The 15,618-nt window shown below is 72.8% G+C and carries 19 protein-coding genes; 4 read left to right on the forward strand and 15 right to left on the reverse strand.

Annotation, left to right across the window (positions count from 1 at the left end; all coding sequences use genetic code 11):
- Positions 1–91: 91 nt before the first annotated feature.
- Positions 92–871: an isoprenyl transferase gene (locus ACGF4C_RS11930; protein WP_030412176.1), complete on the reverse strand. Its 780-nt coding sequence runs from the start codon at positions 869–871 to the stop codon at positions 92–94.
- A 140-nt stretch (positions 872–1,011) separates the two neighbouring features.
- On the opposite strand from ACGF4C_RS11930, the gene mgrA reads away from it, so the two are divergent.
- Positions 1,012–2,046: an L-glyceraldehyde 3-phosphate reductase gene (gene mgrA, locus ACGF4C_RS11935; RefSeq protein WP_393565484.1), complete on the forward strand. Its 1,035-nt coding sequence runs from the start codon at positions 1,012–1,014 to the stop codon at positions 2,044–2,046.
- Positions 2,047–2,325: 279 nt separating this feature from the next.
- On the opposite strand, the gene ACGF4C_RS11940 is transcribed toward mgrA, so the two are convergent.
- Complete coding sequence (locus ACGF4C_RS11940) at positions 2,326–3,060, reverse strand: prepilin peptidase (protein ID WP_393565486.1); 735 nt, start codon at positions 3,058–3,060, stop codon at positions 2,326–2,328.
- Positions 3,061–3,118: 58 nt separating this feature from the next.
- Here ACGF4C_RS11940 and ACGF4C_RS11945 point away from each other — a divergent pair, with 58 nt between their 5' ends.
- Positions 3,119–3,493, forward strand: a complete 375-nt coding sequence (locus tag ACGF4C_RS11945; RefSeq protein ID WP_393565488.1) for a DUF192 domain-containing protein — start codon at positions 3,119–3,121, stop codon at positions 3,491–3,493.
- A gap of 43 nt (positions 3,494–3,536) precedes the next feature.
- Here ACGF4C_RS11945 and ACGF4C_RS11950 read toward each other — a convergent pair whose 3' ends face one another.
- Entirely contained in the window at positions 3,537–3,908 is a 372-nt protein-coding gene (locus ACGF4C_RS11950) for an ArsR/SmtB family transcription factor (protein WP_393565490.1), read from the reverse strand.
- Between the two features lie 183 nt (positions 3,909–4,091).
- Here ACGF4C_RS11950 and ACGF4C_RS11955 point away from each other — a divergent pair, with 183 nt between their 5' ends.
- The gene (locus ACGF4C_RS11955; protein WP_393565492.1) at positions 4,092–5,339 is read left to right on the forward strand and encodes an MFS transporter; all 1,248 of its coding nucleotides are present in this window, start codon (positions 4,092–4,094) and stop codon (positions 5,337–5,339) included.
- A 55-nt stretch (positions 5,340–5,394) separates the two neighbouring features.
- Here the strand turns inward: ACGF4C_RS11955 and ACGF4C_RS11960 are convergent, their stop codons facing one another.
- Positions 5,395–5,976 carry a TetR/AcrR family transcriptional regulator gene (locus tag ACGF4C_RS11960; protein ID WP_351540741.1) on the reverse strand — a complete coding sequence of 194 codons (582 nt, stop codon included), beginning with the start codon at positions 5,974–5,976 and terminating at the stop codon, positions 5,395–5,397.
- A 101-nt stretch (positions 5,977–6,077) separates the two neighbouring features.
- On the opposite strand from ACGF4C_RS11960, the gene ACGF4C_RS11965 reads away from it, so the two are divergent.
- Complete coding sequence (locus ACGF4C_RS11965) at positions 6,078–6,656, forward strand: RDD family protein (RefSeq protein ID WP_393565494.1); 579 nt, start codon at positions 6,078–6,080, stop codon at positions 6,654–6,656.
- On the opposite strand, the gene ACGF4C_RS11970 is transcribed toward ACGF4C_RS11965, so the two are convergent.
- From ACGF4C_RS11970 to cpaB, 11 genes are all read right to left on the reverse strand, one after another.
- Positions 6,631–7,227 carry an OmpA family protein gene (locus ACGF4C_RS11970; protein ID WP_393565495.1) on the reverse strand — a complete coding sequence of 199 codons (597 nt, stop codon included), beginning with the start codon at positions 7,225–7,227 and terminating at the stop codon, positions 6,631–6,633. The genes ACGF4C_RS11965 and ACGF4C_RS11970 overlap by 26 nt on opposite strands.
- A gap of 63 nt (positions 7,228–7,290) precedes the next feature.
- Positions 7,291–7,875: a hypothetical protein gene (locus ACGF4C_RS11975; protein ID WP_393565497.1), complete on the reverse strand. Its 585-nt coding sequence runs from the start codon at positions 7,873–7,875 to the stop codon at positions 7,291–7,293.
- A gap of 72 nt (positions 7,876–7,947) precedes the next feature.
- On the reverse strand, positions 7,948–8,676 hold the full coding sequence (locus tag ACGF4C_RS11980) for a pilus assembly protein TadG-related protein (RefSeq protein ID WP_393565499.1): 729 nt from the start codon (positions 8,674–8,676) through the stop codon (positions 7,948–7,950).
- 20 nt (positions 8,677–8,696) lie between these two features.
- Positions 8,697–8,861 carry a hypothetical protein gene (locus tag ACGF4C_RS11985; RefSeq protein ID WP_006603411.1) on the reverse strand — a complete coding sequence of 55 codons (165 nt, stop codon included), beginning with the start codon at positions 8,859–8,861 and terminating at the stop codon, positions 8,697–8,699.
- Between the two features lie 446 nt (positions 8,862–9,307).
- Positions 9,308–10,201 (reverse strand): DUF5936 domain-containing protein, encoded by an 894-nt coding sequence (locus ACGF4C_RS11990; RefSeq protein WP_030800891.1) that lies wholly within the window; start codon positions 10,199–10,201, stop codon positions 9,308–9,310.
- Between the two features lie 33 nt (positions 10,202–10,234).
- Entirely contained in the window at positions 10,235–11,224 is a 990-nt protein-coding gene (locus tag ACGF4C_RS11995) for a type II secretion system F family protein (protein WP_393565501.1), read from the reverse strand.
- The gene (locus tag ACGF4C_RS12000; protein ID WP_393565503.1) at positions 11,221–12,561 is read right to left on the reverse strand and encodes a CpaF family protein; all 1,341 of its coding nucleotides are present in this window, start codon (positions 12,559–12,561) and stop codon (positions 11,221–11,223) included. The genes ACGF4C_RS11995 and ACGF4C_RS12000 overlap by 4 nt, the downstream gene beginning before the upstream one ends.
- Entirely contained in the window at positions 12,558–13,058 is a 501-nt protein-coding gene (locus ACGF4C_RS12005) for a TadE family protein (protein ID WP_393565505.1), read from the reverse strand. The genes ACGF4C_RS12000 and ACGF4C_RS12005 overlap by 4 nt, the downstream gene beginning before the upstream one ends.
- Positions 13,055–13,438 carry a TadE/TadG family type IV pilus assembly protein gene (locus tag ACGF4C_RS12010; protein WP_393565507.1) on the reverse strand — a complete coding sequence of 128 codons (384 nt, stop codon included), beginning with the start codon at positions 13,436–13,438 and terminating at the stop codon, positions 13,055–13,057. The genes ACGF4C_RS12005 and ACGF4C_RS12010 overlap by 4 nt, the downstream gene beginning before the upstream one ends.
- 3 nt (positions 13,439–13,441) lie before the next feature.
- Positions 13,442–14,881 (reverse strand): CpaE family protein, encoded by a 1,440-nt coding sequence (locus tag ACGF4C_RS12015; RefSeq protein WP_393565508.1) that lies wholly within the window; start codon positions 14,879–14,881, stop codon positions 13,442–13,444.
- Positions 14,882–14,894: 13 nt separating this feature from the next.
- Positions 14,895–15,614 (reverse strand): Flp pilus assembly protein CpaB, encoded by a 720-nt coding sequence (gene cpaB, locus ACGF4C_RS12020; protein ID WP_393565509.1) that lies wholly within the window; start codon positions 15,612–15,614, stop codon positions 14,895–14,897.
- Positions 15,615–15,618: the final 4 nt, after the last annotated feature.

Below are 15,618 nucleotides of genomic sequence, written 5' to 3' on the forward strand. Positions count from 1 at the left end.
GGTCGGACGAACTCCCACTCAGCATCGGATAGTTCATGGCGACGTATCACCCGACCATGGTCCACCACCCGAGATCATTTGAAGACACCCCCTAGAAGCCGTAGCGGCGGTGCCGGGCCGCGTAGTCGCGCAGCGCGCGCAGGAAGTCGACCTTCCGGAACGCCGGCCAGAAGACCTCGCAGAAGTAGTACTCCGAATGGGCGCTCTGCCACAGCATGAAGCCCGACAGCCGCTGCTCGCCGCTGGTCCGGATCACCAGGTCCGGGTCGGGCTGGCCGCGGGTGTAGAGGTGCTCCGCGATCCGGTCGATGTCGACGATCTCGGCCAGTTCCTCGAAGGAGGTGCCGCGCTCGGCGTGCTCCAGCAGCAGCGAGCGCACCGCGTCCGCGATCTCCTGCCGGCCGCCGTAGCCGACCGCGACGTTGACCAGGATGCCCTTGTTGTCGCCGGTGGCCGCCTCGGCCTCCTTGAGGACCGTCTGGGTGGCCTCGGGCAGCAGGTCGCGGTTGCCGACGTGGTGCACCCGCCAGCGGCCGTCGGCGGCCAGGTCCCGCACGGTGTTCTCGATGATGCCGAGCAGCGGCTTCAGCTCGGCCTCGGGCCGGTCGAGGTTGTCCGTCGACAGCAGCCAGAGCGTGACGACCTCCACATCGGTCTCCGCGCACCAGCCGAGCAGCTCGCCGATCTTGGCCGCGCCCGCCTGGTGGCCCTGCTCGGTCGTCCGCCCGTCGGCCCGCGCCCAGCGCCGGTTGCCGTCGAGGATGACGCCGATGTGCTTGGGCACCTGGGTGTGATCCAGGCGACCCTCCACCCGCCGCGCGTAAAGCCGGTAAACCAGATTCCGCAGTGCAGGCGGATACGGGATGCGCATCCCGGAAGATCGCAGCATGTGTGGTCCAGCCCCTCCGTGCCAATGGCGGTCGCCCCGTCGCCTCAAGTGGGCAACTTTACTTCTCGGCTGTCGAGACAGCCCCATCAGGTAGGTCAGTGGTACGTGATAGGGAGATGAGCATGACTGGCACCGACTACCGCGCCGCGGATTCCCGCTACGACTCGATGAAGTACCGGCGAACGGGCCGCAGCGGACTCAAACTCCCCGCTATCTCCCTTGGACTGTGGCACAACTTCGGGGACGACCGCACCCTGAGCTCCCAGCAGGCCATCCTGCGACGCGCCTTCGACCTGGGTGTCACCCACTTCGATCTGGCCAACAACTACGGCCCGCCGCCCGGCTCCGCCGAGCTGAACTTCGGAAAGATCTTCGCGCAGGACTTCCGCGGCTACCGCGACGAGATGATTCTCTCCACGAAGGCCGGATATCTGATGCATCCGGGCCCCTACGGCGAATGGGGTTCGCGGAAATATCTCCTCTCGTCGTTGGATGCGTCACTGAAGCGGATGGGCGTCGATTACGTCGATATCTTCTACTCGCACCGCTTCGATCCGGACACCCCGCTGGAAGAGACGATGGGCGCGCTGGCCTCCGCCGTCCAGCAGGGCAAGGCGCTCTACGTCGGCGTCTCCTCCTACAACGCCGAGCAGACCCGGGACGCCGCCCGCATACTGCGCGAAATGGGCGTACGGCCGCTGATCCACCAGCCGTCGTACTCGATGATCAACCGCTGGACCGAGGACGACCTGCTGCTCGACACCCTGGAGGACGAGGGCATGGGCTGCATCTCCTTCGCTCCGCTGGCCCAGGGCCTGCTCACGGACAAGTACCTGAACGGCATTCCCGAGGGCTCGCGCGCCTCCCAGGGCAAGTCCCTGGACCCGAACCTGCTCTCCGAGGATGTCGTGGGCCGGCTGCGCGGCCTCAACGAGATCGCCGGCCGGCGCGGGCAGTCGCTGGCCCAGCTGGCCCTGCGATGGGTGCTGCGCGACGAGCGGATGACCTCCGCACTGATCGGCGCCAGCAGCGTCGCCCAGCTGGAGGCCAATGTCGCGGCCCTCGACGCCCCGGCCCTCACGGACGCCGAGCTCGCCGAGATCGATCGGTTCGCGACGACCACGGACGGGGTCAACATCTGGGCCCGCCGGGGCTGACCCGGCCGGCGGACCACCGCCCGGAAGCACTGCTTTCCGGCCATCCCCGAAAGGGGTCCGCGACCCTCCCGCGGGCCGCAAAGAAAAGCGGGCCGGTCCGTGGGGGGGATACGGACCGGCCCGAGGGGGGGTTTCCACCATAACCCCGCGGAAGGGGTGCTGTGTGCACCGGCGCGCGCGGCGGCGTGGCTCCGGCGCGGCGACGGGGGTGGGAGGCGGGCCATGCGCCCCTGCGCCCGCGCGGGCGTACGGGCCCGGCGGCGCCCCGGCGGACCGGGGTCAGCGGGCCGCCAGTGCGGCCGGCAACAGGCCGCAGAACGCCCCGGCGATCAGGAAGGGCCCCAGCGGTACGGCGGTTTCCCGGGCGCCGCGCCGCACGATCAGCAGCCCGGCGGCGTAGAGCCCGCCGAGCAGGATCCCGGCCGCGCCGCCGGTGACCAGGGTGCGCCAGCCGTACCACCCAAGGGCGACGCCCAGGCCGAGTGCCAGCTTGACGTCACCCAGTCCGAGTCCCGCCGGGTTGACGAGGTGCAGGACCAGGTAGCAGGCGGCGAGCACGAGACCGGCCAGGAGGGCCCGCCACCAGGCGCCGGTGTCGCCGGTGAACCGGCCGGCGAGGCCCAGTGCCGCCGCGAGGACGGCGGCCAGCGGCAGCGTCAGCACGTCCGGGAGCCGCCGCACCCGCCAGTCGACGATCACCAGCAGCACCGCGGCCGGCGCCGCCAGCAGCCAGGCGGCGAGTTCCGGCCGCGGCCCGGTGGCCGCCGCCAGGGCCGCGCAGACCAGCGCGGTGACCGCGGCCGTCGGCACCCCGGCGGGCCCGTACGCCCCGCAGGCCGGGCAGCGCCCCGGCCCCAGCCAGCCGCGCGCCGCGCCGGTGATCGGGTGTCCCCCCGGGCACTGCGCGCGCCACTCCTCCTCGGGGCCGACGGCCATCCGGTGGGCGGGCCGCGGTATGAGCAGCCCGGCCGCGGCCCCGTAGGCGGCGGCGAGCACCATCAGCATCACTGACACGGTCCGACCCTATGGGGACGTCTCCCGGGGCACGCCGGGAGCTGATAGAACGCGGGGCATGGCGCGTTGGAGGAACGGACCGGGGGTTCTGTACGGCGCGGGGCGTGCGGTGCCGGTGGAGATCGCGGCCTCGTACCGTGCCCGGGCCCGCGGTCTGCTGGGCCGCGACGGCATCGAGGGGGCCCTGCTGCTGACCCCGGCGAGCGGGGTGCACACCTTCCGGATGCGGTTCGCCATCGATGTGGCCTATCTGGGCCGGGACTTCCGCGTGCTGGCGGTGCGCACCATGCCGCCGGGCCGCCTGGGCCGCCCGCGGCTGCGCGCCCGGCACGTCCTGGAGGCGGCGGCCGGTGCGATGACGGAGTGGGGCCTGCGCCCGGGGATGCGGCTGCGCGTCGAGCCGGCGCCCGCGCCGGAGGCCGCCGGGCGCTGAGCCCCGTACCGCCGGGTGCTGAGCCCCGTACCGCCGGGTGCGGTCACTGCTGCCAGTCGGCCACCAGTGCCAGCAGTCCGGGGAAGCGCGCCTGAAGGTCGTCCACCCGGACGTGGCTGCGCCGCTCCAGCCCGTACTGCCGCTGCCGGATCAGACCGGCCTCGCGCAGTGTGCGGAAGTGGTGGGTGAGCGAGGACTTGGGCCGGTCCAGGCCGAACCAGCCGCAGGTGTGGTCGAACTCCTCGGACTCCAGCAGCAGCGTGCGCACGATGCGCATCCGCAGCGGATCGCTCAGCGCGCCCATGACGACCTCCAGCCGCAGCGCGTCCCGCGCCGGCTCCGGCAGCGGTTCGGGCGCACCGGCCGGCACCGGTCGCTGCGCCCACTCGGTCCGGGCACGTGGGGTGGACGACATGCGGTGCTCCTCCGGTTCGGGGCGGTCGAGGCGGTCGGGCGGCAGTGGCGGGCAGTCGTTCCGCCGCCTCCTGCGCAGCCCACTTCGCAGTACGACTTGCATCGTACTGCGGTATGGCTGTACGAATCTCTTCGTACTGACTGTACGACTCGACTCGTACAGCGCGATGAGGAGGGGACACCCATGCCCGCAACACGCACCGCGCGGCCCGAGAGCAGGCCCACCGCGAGCCCGGCGCCGGCCGCGACCACCGCCGTACCGCCCGTGCGGGAGGTCTGGTTCGCCGCCTGGCCGGTGGTCGCGATCTTCGTGCTGTCGAACGCGGCGATGCCGCTGTACGCGGTCTGGCAGCGCCAACTCGGCTTCAGCTCCGGCACCTTGACGCTGATCTACGCCGCGTACGTGGTCGGTCTGCTGGGTGCGCTGCTGGTGGCGGGCGTCGCCTCGGACCGGCTCGGGCGCAAACCGGTGCTGGTCCCGGCGCTGCTGCTGGCCCTCGTCGCCTGCCTCGTCTACGCCACCGCACCCTCGGTGGCCGCGCTCGCCGTCGCCCGGCTGCTGACCGGCGTGGCCACCGGCGCCGCCGTCTCGGCCGGGATGGCCGCGGTCACCGATCTGGCCGCGGGCCGCCGGATCGGCCCGCTGCTGGCCTCCACCGCCATGGTGCTGGGCGCGGGGATCGGCCCCGTACTGGCCGGGGTGCTCTCACAGACCGCGCCCGCGCCGACCGTCACGGTCTTCGTCGTCGAGGGCGTCCTGCTGGCCACGGCACTGGCGGCGGTGGTCCGGATGCCGCTGCCGCGGCGGAGCGGGACGGCCGGCGCCGCGCCGGGCGGCTGGGTGCGGCTGCCCGCCGTGCCGCACGCCAACCGCCGCCATCTCGCCCTGGGCCTGGCCGCGTTCGCGCCGGGCATCAGCGCCACCGCCTTCGTGCTGTCGCTCGGCCCGTCGCTGCTCGCCGGACTGCTCGGTACGACCAACCGCGCACTGGCGGGCGGGCTGGCGCTGGCGATGTTCCTGTCCGCCACCGGCGTGCAGTTCGCGCTGCGCCGCCTCGCGGTCCGTACGGTCCTGCTCGCTTCCGGGGCGGCCACCGTCACCGGCACGCTCGCCCTGGTCACCGCGATCCACACCGGCACCCTGGCGCCGCTCGTCGTCGCGGTACTGCTGGCCGGGGCGGGGCAGGGTGCGGGCCAGCTGGGCGGGCTGACGCTGCTGAGCCGCGAGGTCCCGGCCGGCCGCCGGGCGGAGGCCAACGCCGCGCTGAACGCGGGCGGTTACTTCCTGGCGGGCGCCCTCCCGGTCGCCGACGGCTACCTCAGCGATGCCATCGGCCTCCCGGCGGCCGCCACCACCTTCGGCCTCGCGGTCGCCGCGCTGGCCGCGGGAGGTGTGGTGCTGGTGGCGCTACGGGGCGGGCAGGCGCGGTAGCCAGCGGGGCGGTGCGGGCTCCCGGCCCGTACCGCCCCGACGTCCGGCCGGCTGCTCAGAACCCGCTCATCGCCGCGTCCGCCACGCCCTCCAGCGCCGCGCGACCGATCCCGGCCCGGGCCGAGACCCGCAGCCCGCCGATCGTGGCGATGAGGAGGTGGGCGAGCGTGCCGGCGTCCGTCCGCGAGGTGAGGTCACCGGCCCGCTGCCCCGACTCGATCACCGCCCGGAGCGCCGCCAGCCGTGCGCCGTAGTCCCGTTCCAGCGTGGCCGCGACCGACGGGTCGTGGGCCGACACCTCGATGCAGGTGTTGACGACCAGACAGCCGCGGCCGTCCGCACCGGCCGCGCACTCGTCGTCGATCGTCCGCTGGAGCAGCGCGCGGATCTTCTGCCGGGCCGGCAGCTCGCTCTCCAGCAACGCGTACATCTCGGCGTTCTTGCGCTCCATGTAGCGGGCCAGGGCCCGTTCGAACAGGTCGTGCTTGCTCTTGAACGTGTTGTAGATGCTGCTGCGTCCCAGCCCGGTGGCGTCACAGAGGTCCTGGGTGGACGTCGCCTCGTAGCCGGTGATCCAGAACGCTTCCATCGCGGCGTCGAGCGCCCGGTCCTCGTCGAACTGCCTGGGTCGCGCCATGACATCAACCTAGCACGATTTGAATCACTCGGTCCAATATTGTCCGGCCGGCCCCCGTGGGCAGCTTGCCGTCCCCCGCCCCCGAGTGATCACATGCGCGGATGAACGCACGCCCTCCCGTCCTCGCCAACCCGGGCCGGCGGCTGCTCGCCGTCGTCATCGACGTGGTGATCGCCGTCGTCGCACTGTCCGTCCTCTCGGCGGCCATCGGCCTGGTCGTCACCCTGGGCCGCCCGGCGGACAACTCGCCCTTCTACCTGACCCTCCTGGCGGCCGTGGCGATGGTGTTCCTCTACTCGCCGCTGCTGACGGCCGGGTGCGGCGGCACGGTGGGCAAGCTGATCTGCGGTCTGACCGTCGTCCGGGTGGCCGACGGCCGCCGGCTGCCCTACGGGACGGCCCTGGCACGGCACCTCACGCACCTGGGGATGTGGGCGGTGCCGGTGCTCAGCCAGCTCGACGCGCTGTTCTGCCTCTGGGACCGGCCGTACCGGCAGTGTCTGCACGACAAGGCCGTGGGCACCCTGGTCCTGCGCACCCGGATGCCCGCCCCGTCCTTCCCGCCGCCGTACCCGCCCCCGGGCAACTACCCGCCGCCGGCCGGCTGTCCGGCCCCGGCACCCTTCCCGCCCGCGGCCGCCGTCCCGCCTCCGGCTACGAATCCGCCCGCGGGAAGCTGACCTCGACCCTGCGGTTCTTCTTGCGGCCTTCCTCGGTGTTGTTGTCCGCGATCGGGTACTGCTCGCCGTAGCCGCGGATCTGGAAGCCGACCTCCGAGCCGAGGTCCTTGGCCAGTTCCTCCTGGACGGCGGTGGCCCGCTTCTTGGACAGCACCAGGCCGTGACTCGCCGAGCCGAGGTTGTCGGTGAAGCCGAAGACCCGCAGGGTGGTGGCGTGCTGCTTCCTGACCTCGTCGGCGATGGTGCCGATCCGGGACACCGCGTCCCCGGTCAGCTCGGCGCTGTCCTTGCCGAACAGCACCTCGGCCTGCAGCGCGAACGTCACGTTGTCGTTGGTGTCCTGCCGCCGCTCCGAGCCGTCGTCGGTCTCCACGATCGACTTGATGTTCAGCACCTTCGCCGGCGCCAGCTCGGCCCCCTGCACCATCCGCAGATCGGGGTCGTGGGGGTCGATGCGCACGGGCGGGCCGGAGTCCTCGGTCACGCCCGGCGGATCGGCGTGGGCGGGGGGTGCCGACAGCGCGGCGGCCAGCAGCAGCGCGACGGCGGCCGGGACGGCGCCGCGGGGCATCCGGCGCGAACGGGGAGAACGGGGGGAACGGGACGTGGGATTCACGGTCATCGGGCGGCCCGCTCAGTCCGTGATCTGCACGGTCGCCGGCGGCAGGGTCGGCAGCTGGAAGTCGACCTCGGTCACCTTGGCCGGTGGCGCCGGGAACTGCGCGAATATCGGGCGGCTGGCCCCCGGCATCAGCCCGCTCAGGCCCGTCGTGCACAGGCACTCGCCGTTGGTGTCCCGCAGCACCAGATAGCGCTTCTTGCCCGCCTTGTCGACCAGGGTGGCGCCCGAGATGGACGAACGTGACCGCAGCTCGGTCTCGTTGGAGCGCCAGTCGATGGCGTTGAAGGCGCGGCTGCCGTGGTTGCTGACCGTGCCGTTGACGGTGACGAAGCCGCCGGAGTCGCGGACCACGGAATTCAGGGTGACCACGATGCCGTCCGGGCCCTTCATCTCGCCGATCACCTTGCTGGAGTCGGCCGCCGGGGTGCCGGGGCCGCCGTCCTTGGGCGTGCTGCTACGGGCCGGCGGCTTCTTGTCGTCCGTCCGCGCACCGCCGTCCCCGCCGCCACCGCAGCCGGACACGACGAGAGCCAGGCCGACAGCGCTCGCCATGGCGACCGCTCCCCTGGCGGCCTTCGTGGTGCGCCGAATGCTCATGGATGCGATTCCTTCGATCGTCGGGTGCCCGGTGCGGGTCGGTGGGGTGGTCGATGTGGTGCTCTGGGGCGGTCAGTGGGCCAGCCGTACGGAGAAGAGGTCGGAGGCGTCGGGGAGGTGCGTCGGGTCGCCGGCGTCGAGGAGCCATTCCTTGCCGTCACAGGTGATCGTGACGGGGGCGGGCCCGGGGTCGTCCTTGCCGGCGCCCTTGCCGTCCTTGCCCCCTCCGTCGTCCTTGCCGCCCTTGCCGCGGCCGTCGTCCTTGCCGTCCTTGCCGTCCTTGCCGTCGGCGTCGCCGCCGTCAGGTGCGGGGGCGCAGCGCGGGCCGACCACCGAGGTCGCCTCGGCCCGCGCGTGCTTGCCCGAGGTGCCGGGGATGACCGAAGCCCCCACGGTGTTCCGGGTCTTGACGGTCACTGCGAACGAGGTCGGCCAGGAGTCCGGGACGCAGCGGGAGACCTCGGCGTCGTTGCGTCCGGCGAACCAGTCCGCGCTCGCGCAGGCCGCCGGGGAAAGAACCCCGCGCCCGTTCAGCAGGTCCTCCCAGGCGGCCTTGTCGGTCTCGTAACTGCCGTCGCGGACGCCGTCGAGCAGGCCCTTGGTCAGCAGGTCGCGGTACTTCTGCCCGGCGGCGAGCGCGGCGGCGTCGGCGGCGGTCTGGGCACCGTTGCGGGTGGCCGCCGCCTGCCCCACGGCGAAGAAGGCGAGCGCGAGGAAGAGCAGGCCCGCGACCGCCACGAGGTAGAGCGGGAAGGCCTGCCCGGCGTCACGCGCGCCGCGGCGCGGTTCGGCGACCGTCATGGCGGTGGGGGCCCGGGGCCCTAGATGCCGACGACGTCGGAGATCTTGTTGGCGATGGCATTGGCGATCTGGCTGCCGAAGTCCGTGGTCGACAGGACCAGGACGATCGCCACGACCACCGCGATGATGCCGAGGTACTCGATCGAGGTCTGTCCCCGGTCGTTCCCCAAAAACCGCTTCGCCATCGTCTTCCCCTCCATGGGCGGCCGCACCGCTCTGGTCCGGCTGGTCTGCCCCCGTGGTGTCGGCGCGGTCGGCCGCGCTCATGACACCAGAAAAGTACGCCGGAACGGTGTTCCCCGGACAGGGATTCCGTACCCAATCCTCTTTCGGGGACACGGGCGGAAGATACAACGGCGCCTTTCGGCCACGCTCATGCACCTCGTCCACCCCCGCTCCCCCTCCGGACCGCGTCCCGCGCCGATGCCCATGCGGACCGGCCGGCCTCCCCGCGCCCGAGCGCGGCGGTGACCGCCGGTCCACCCACTGTGACACAACTCGTTGCTGTTGCGAAGGCGTTGACGGGAAAGCGGGCCGTGCACCGCACGCATCCGGCCGGGCCCGGCACGGCGTTCGGCCGACCGCCGCACGCCCGGACCGGCCGCCGCTACGGCGCCGCGCGGGTGCCGCCTCAATCCCCCATCAGCGAGCCGAAATTGGTGCCCGAGCCGAGGAAGAAACCCGCGATGAGCAGGATCATCGTCGCCGGCACCATGAACGTGGTGACCACCATGGTGGCCTTGGGGACGGCCCGGGCAGCGCGCCGGCGGGCGTTCTGGGCGTCGGTCCGGCGCATGTCGTTGGCGATCTGGATCAGGGTGTCGACGATGGGCGAGCCGAGTTCCTCGCCCTGCTGGAGGGCGGTGACGAACTGGGCGACCTGTTCGGAGTCGTTGCGTTTGCGCAGTTCCTCGAAGGCGGCGCGGCGGCTGACGCCCATGTCCATCTGCCGCAGGGTGATCCGGAGTTCATCGGCCCACGGGCCTTCGTATTTGTCCGCGACCCGGTCGAGTGCCTGGCGGAAACTCAGCCCGGCGCTGACGACGACCGCGAGCACGTCCAGGAAGTCCGGCAGGGTCCGCTCGATCGTGTCCTTGCGCTGGCGGATCGCGGCCCAGATGCCGACCTCGTTCCAGAAGAGGCCGAAGAGCACCATCAGGACGCCGAGAACCGGCTGACCGCGCAGGAACATCACCAGCGCGCCGATGAAGCCGAGGGCGCCGTAGACGGCACGGCGGGCGGCGTAGCGGTCGACGGTGAGGCCGCCGGGGTTGCCCGCCAGGTCGATCCGGCGGCGGATGCGGGCGGTGCGCTTCTCGCCCATCAGGCGCAGCACGAGCGGGGCGTAGCGCATGCCGAGGCGGTCCACGGCCGAGCCGACGGCCGTCGTCCGGGTCGCACCGACCTCCAGGGACAGCGCCAGGTCGGGCGGCAGCCGGGCCTCGCGGCGGTACAGGGCGACGCCGCAGGCGATGCCGACGACCGAAAGGGCGAAGGCCGCGGCCAGCAGAATTCCGATTCCCATTCCGTTTCCCATCCCGCTTCCCCTCCCGGCCCGTCAGACGTCGATCTTGGACAGTCGGCGGATGAAGAAGAAGCCCAGCCCGTAGAGGACGAAGGCGACCACGACCGCGAGCTGGCCGAGGAAGGAGGACGTCATCCGGTCGATCGCGCCGGGGGCGATGCGGTTCATCAGCAGCAGGGTGCCGACGCCGAGGAGCGGGACGACGTAGGCGGTGACGGTGACCTGGGAGAGCTGGGTGCGGACCTCGCGACGGGTCTCCTTGCGCTCCTCCAGCGTCGTGGTGAGGTTGCGCAGCGAGCCGACGACGGTGCCGCCGGCGCGGTTCGACAGGACGAGGGTGGTGACGAGGACGACCAGTTCGCGGGAGGGCAGGCGTTCGGCGAGTTCGCCGAGGGCCTCGTCGATGGAGTGGCCGACGGCGAGCTTGGCCGCCACCTTGGCCAGTTCCTCGCCGGCCGGTGCCTCCAGTTCCTCGGCCGCCATCCCCAGGGCCGTGCGCAGCGCCAGCCCGGCCTGGGTGGCGTTGGCCAGAATCCGGGAGAGTTCGGGGAGCTGGTTGATGAACTTCTCGATGCGTTTCTGGCGCTGCCAGTTGAGGAACGCGAAGGCCGCCCAGACGGCGACCAGCGCGGCGATCGGCCCGAAGAAGGGCGCCAGGACGGCATGCGCGACCAGCCAGAGGGCGACGACCGCGACGAGCATGCCCACGAAGAACTCACCGGGGGTGACGTCCAGGCCGGTGGCGGCCAGCCGGAGTTCCAGGCGGCGGCCGAAGCGGGTGCCGCGCAGGGCCCGGTCCACGGACGGGAAGCGGCGGCGCTTCCCGGTCGCCGGCAGTCCGTGCTCGTCGGCGAGGCGGTCGACGACGGCCTGCCGCTGGGCGCGCCCGGCCGCGTAGCTGCGGACGCCGACGACGGCGAGCACCGCGCACAGCAGGGTGGCCCCGACGGTGAGCTGGACGAGGGGGGTCGTGGAGGCCGTGGTGGGTCCCCCGGCGGCGGTGGTCAGGGCCCAGCCGGTCATGAGGTGGCCTTCCGGGTGGCGAGTTGGTCGTCGGTGGCCGCCACCCCGAAGGCGGGCGGGGTGGGTTCGCTCGCCATGAAGAGGCGCTCGGCCACCCGCCGGGGCAACGGGAAGTAGCGGAAGCGGCCGTGCACGATCCGGTCGGCGCCCATCGGCTCGGCGTCGAACCGGCAGACCGTCGCGATCCGGTAGTCCTCGTGGCCGCGCGAGTCGAGGATGGCGATCTCGCTGATCCGGCGGGAGCCGTCGGCGTGCCGGGTGAGCTGGACGATGCAGTCGACGGCGCTGTTGATCTGGTCCCGCAGCGCCTCGAAGGGGATCTTCACGTCCGACATGGAGGCCAGCGTCTGCAGCCGCATCAGGGCGTCCTCGGCGCTGTTGGCGTGCACGGTGGCGAGCGAGCCGTCGTGGCCGGTGGACATCGCCTGCAGCATGTCGAGCGTCTCCCCGCCGCGCACCTCGCCGACGATGATGCGGTCGGGGCGCATGCGCAGGGAGTTGCGTACGAGGTCGCGGATGGTGATCCGGCCCTTGCCCTCCACGTTGGGCGGCCGGGCCTCCAGCCGGATGACGTGGGTCTGCTGGAGCTGGAGTTCGGCGGCGTCCTCGACGGTGATGATCCGCTCGCCCTCCGGGATGAGGCCGGAGAGGGCGTTGAGCAGGGTGGTCTTGCCGGCGCCGGTGGCACCGGAGACCACCACGTTGAACTTGGCGCGCACCAGCCCGGCCAGCAGCAGCAGCATCTGCTCGTCGAGCGTGCCCCGGCCGATGAGTTCGGCGAGGGTGTAGGCGCGCGGGAAGCGGCGGATGGTGAGCGTGGCGCCGTTCAGGGCGAGCGGCGGGATGATGACGTTGACGCGCTCGCCCGAGGGGAGGCGGGCGTCGACCATCGGATTGGACTCGTCGACACGGCGGTTGACGGTGGAGACGATCCGCTCGATGGTCTGCATCAGCTGTTCGTGCGAGGCGAAGCGGACCGGGACCAGCTCGACCCGGCCGGCGCGTTCGACGTAGACCTGGTCCGGCCCGTTGACCATGATCTCGGTGATCGAGGCGTCCTCCAGCAGCGGTTCGAGCACGCCCAGGCCCAGCGCCTCGTCGACCACCCGGCGGATCAGCTGGGCCCGTTCGGCGGTGGAGAGCACCGGGCCCTCGCGGCTGATGATGTGGCCGAGGACGCGCTCCAGCCGGGACCGGCGCTCGGCCGCGGCCAGCGAGGACATCTCGGCGAGGTCGATCTCCTCCAGCAGCTTGGCGCGGTAGGTGGCGACCAGGTGGCTGTCGTGGCGCGGCTCGCCGGCCGGCTCGGGCGCGACGATCCGGGCTTTCAGACTCATCGCGGGGGTGCTCCTTCGTACGTGCTCGCTGCTGCCGCGCCCTGCGGGTCGGCGGGGCGGGGCATGGTGGCGCTGCGGCTGGCGGAGCCGAAGTCGTCGACGCCGGGGATGATCGAGGGGATGGTGACCCTGGCCGTGGCGCTGACCGCGTCGCCGCCCTCGCTGACGGAGATCGTCGCGCCCTCCGCGACCCAGCCGCTCATCGCGGCCCGGCCGGCGGACCGCGGATCGGTCTCCCGGTCGGCCCGGTCCATCGAGGCGGTACGGGCCGCGGCGCGCGCGCCGGTGCCGGCCTGCTGGACGGCGTAGGCCGCCAGCCCGAGTTGGACCACGGCCAGCCCGACGATCAGCAGGATCGGCAGGAAACCGAGGAACTCGATGGAGGCCTGGCCCCGGTCGCGGCCGTGGCGGAGCCTTGGGGCGGGACCGCGGAACCCTCCCGGAGCCCCGGCAGCACGACGACGGGAAACGGCCCCCGGGCGGCGCACCGTCCTCATCGGCTGTCCTCCTTCACGGCGCCGGCCGAGCCCGTGATGTGCCCCGGGAAGCTGGCCACGCCGGGGAAGAGCACCGGGACGCTGATCCGGACGGTGGCCTTCCACAGGCCCGCCTCGGTGGTGCAGGAGGCCGAGGAACCCGCCTGCCAGGCGGGCGGCAGCTGGTCCTCGGCGGCGGTACGGCAGGCGCCCGCGCCGCCGTCCCGAGTGGCGGTGGCCGCCCGCGCGCCCCGGTCGGCGGCGTGCGCGGCGAGCGAATAGCTGTAGCCGACCAGTACGAGCTGCCAGAGCAGCACCAGGACCAGCAGGATCAGCGGCAGCAGTCCCAGGAACTCCACGGAGACCTGTCCGCGGTCGTCGCCGCCCAGCGGGCGCCGCACCGCTCAGCCCTCCTCGTACGGGCCGGCCGGGTCGAACGGCCCGGGCCCGCCGGCCGCCGTCGCCGGCCCCCGCCGGACCCCGAACCGTCCGGCGCCCGACCCCGGTACCGAACCCGACGCGGCCCCGGAGGCCGTACCCGGACCCGTCCCGGAACCGGAAGCCGCCCCCGTCGTGAGCGCCTTGCGCTTGCGCCCCGTCAGCGACGGGCGCGCCCGGTGGCTGCCCCGGCCCTGCCGCGCGGCCGGTGACTCGACCAGCCCCAGCTCACCGGCGAGCGCCCAGAGCGCCTGCTTGACCGTCGACCGGGCGTCCAGGTCCTGCATCCGGCCGGCGTCCACACACGGCTGGAGTTCCTTGTACGCCGCCGGGACGTGCGCCCGGGCCGTCCGGGTGCCGGTGGCCTTGGCGACCACCGGCGGCTGGATCTCGGTGCTGCGGGTGAGCCGGTTGACGACCGTGGTGGTGTCCTCGGCCTTGCGGATCTGCAGCCGGTCCCACAGCCGCACCTGCCGCTTGGCGGCCCGTACGGCCACCACGTCCGGGGTGGTCACCAGCAGGGCGACGTCGGCGAGTTCGACGGCCGCGGCGTTCGCCGACTGCATCTGGGAGCCGCAGTCGACCACCACGACCTCGTAGCGGGAGCGCAGCGCGCCGAGGATCTGCCGGGCGGCCCGGTCGTCGACCTCCTCGCCTCGCTCGCCCTCCTCCGGCGCCAGCAGCAGCGCCAGGCCGGTGTGGTGGTCGTGCACCGCGTCCTGGAGGACCCGTACGGACAGGTCCTGGATGCCGGCCAGGTCGACGACCGAGCGGCGGAACTGGACGTCCAGGTAGGAGGCCACGTCCCCGGACTGCAGGTCGAGGTCCACCAGCGCGACGCTGCGGCCCGCGGCCCGGGCGGCCAGCGCCAGCTGGACGGCGGCGACGGTGGTGCCGACCCCGCCCTTGGCGCCGGTCACGGTCACCAGCCGGCCGGCCGGTCCGGGCCGGGCCTCCGGGTTTCCCCCCAGGTGCACCCGTACGCCGGCGGCCCACTGGGCGGCGGCCTGCACCCGGGCGGCCAACTCGTCGTAGCCGAGCGGCAGTCCGACGATGCCCCGGGCTCCGGCGTCCATCGCCGCGGAGAACAGCGCGGGCCCGGCGTCGGTGGTGATCAGTACGACGCCGACGGCGGGGAAGCGGAGCGCGATCTCACGGATCAGCTCCAGCGCCGGTGTCGGCCCGATCCGCTCGTGGACCAGGACGACCTCGGGCAGCGCCTCGACGGCGGGGCCCGGGCCGGTGTCCACGGCGGGCTGCGCCGCGGCCCCGGCCAGCGCGTCGAGCAGTGCGGTGCCGTCGGCGACCGCGGGCGCCGGTTCGGCGTCCGGCAGCTGGTTGAGCAGCGAGGTCACCGCGCGGGCGGCGTCCGGGTCGCCGATCGCCGGGAGGATGCGGATGGTCACCTGGGCCTCCGGGTCACTTGTCGCCGTCGAGGGTGTACGTGCGCTGGCTCGGCGGGATGGTGGCCTCGCTGCCGGGCGCGAGCAGCGCCAGCCGTACGTGGGAGGCGAACGACTCGGCGTACGCGACCCGCTGGGCGTCCTGGGTGTTGAGCGCGAAGGTGATCGGCACGGCCTCGCCGGCCTGCCGGTTGGCCGCGTTCGTGTCGCCGGGATCCTTGGCCTCCAGGGGCGTCAGCTTGCCGACGTCGATGACCTGGGCGCCGGACACGATCACCTTGGAGACCGGCTTGTCCTCGGGGCGCTTGCCCTCGAAGGTGGCGTAGATGTTCACCCGGGCCCCGGGGGTGATCTTGCCGGCCACACCGGTCGCGGCGTCGATCATGATGGCGATCTCCTGCTGCCCGGCCTTCAGCGCCGGCCGCTCGACGATCATGTCGTCCTGGAGCAGCGACCCCTTCTTCAGCGGGGTCACCGCGATCTTGCCGCTGACCTGGTCCAGATCGGTCACGGCGGTGGGCGGCAGCCAGCGCTGCGGCATCTTCACCTTCTCGAACTGCCCCGGATCCAGCGCTTTATAGGCCGCGACGTCCGTCTTCAGCCGGTACGCGGTCTTCTCCGGACCGACCTTGGACTCGACGTTCCTGATCACCGACAGCACGCCGACGAACGCGCCGACCGCACAGAGAACCGACAGGAGCAGCAGGATCACTCCGCGGCGCTGGCGTGAGTTCATGGGG

It is taken from the genome of Streptomyces sp. NPDC048197, from assembly GCF_043202395.1.
GTDB lineage: Bacteria > Actinomycetota > Actinomycetes > Streptomycetales > Streptomycetaceae > Streptomyces > Streptomyces siderophoricus.

Bases quoted from the DNA above. Each gene is read 5' to 3' on its own strand.
- cpaB (WP_393565509.1), bottom strand. From the start codon at position 15,614: ATGAACTCACGCCAGCGCCGCGGAGTGATCCTGCTGCTCCTGTCGGTT.
- ACGF4C_RS11985 (WP_006603411.1), bottom strand. From the start codon at position 8,861: ATGGCGAAGCGGTTTTTGGGGAACGACCGGGGACAGACCTCGATCGAG.
- ACGF4C_RS11960 (WP_351540741.1), bottom strand. From the start codon at position 5,976: ATGGCGCGACCCAGGCAGTTCGACGAGGACCGGGCGCTCGACGCCGCG.
- ACGF4C_RS12000 (WP_393565503.1), bottom strand. From the start codon at position 12,561: ATGAGTCTGAAAGCCCGGATCGTCGCGCCCGAGCCGGCCGGCGAGCCG.
- ACGF4C_RS11955 (WP_393565492.1), top strand. From the start codon at position 4,092: ATGCCCGCAACACGCACCGCGCGGCCCGAGAGCAGGCCCACCGCGAGC.
- mgrA (WP_393565484.1), top strand. From the start codon at position 1,012: ATGACTGGCACCGACTACCGCGCCGCGGATTCCCGCTACGACTCGATG.
- ACGF4C_RS11945 (WP_393565488.1), top strand. From the start codon at position 3,119: ATGGCGCGTTGGAGGAACGGACCGGGGGTTCTGTACGGCGCGGGGCGT.
- ACGF4C_RS11930 (WP_030412176.1), bottom strand. From the start codon at position 871: ATGCGCATCCCGTATCCGCCTGCACTGCGGAATCTGGTTTACCGGCTT.
- ACGF4C_RS11965 (WP_393565494.1), top strand. From the start codon at position 6,078: ATGAACGCACGCCCTCCCGTCCTCGCCAACCCGGGCCGGCGGCTGCTC.
- ACGF4C_RS11950 (WP_393565490.1), bottom strand. From the start codon at position 3,908: ATGTCGTCCACCCCACGTGCCCGGACCGAGTGGGCGCAGCGACCGGTG.
- ACGF4C_RS11970 (WP_393565495.1), bottom strand. From the start codon at position 7,227: ATGCCCCGCGGCGCCGTCCCGGCCGCCGTCGCGCTGCTGCTGGCCGCC.
- ACGF4C_RS11980 (WP_393565499.1), bottom strand. From the start codon at position 8,676: ATGACGGTCGCCGAACCGCGCCGCGGCGCGCGTGACGCCGGGCAGGCC.
- ACGF4C_RS11975 (WP_393565497.1), bottom strand. From the start codon at position 7,875: ATGAGCATTCGGCGCACCACGAAGGCCGCCAGGGGAGCGGTCGCCATG.
- ACGF4C_RS11990 (WP_030800891.1), bottom strand. From the start codon at position 10,201: ATGGGAATCGGAATTCTGCTGGCCGCGGCCTTCGCCCTTTCGGTCGTC.
- ACGF4C_RS12005 (WP_393565505.1), bottom strand. From the start codon at position 13,058: ATGAGGACGGTGCGCCGCCCGGGGGCCGTTTCCCGTCGTCGTGCTGCC.
- ACGF4C_RS11995 (WP_393565501.1), bottom strand. From the start codon at position 11,224: ATGACCGGCTGGGCCCTGACCACCGCCGCCGGGGGACCCACCACGGCC.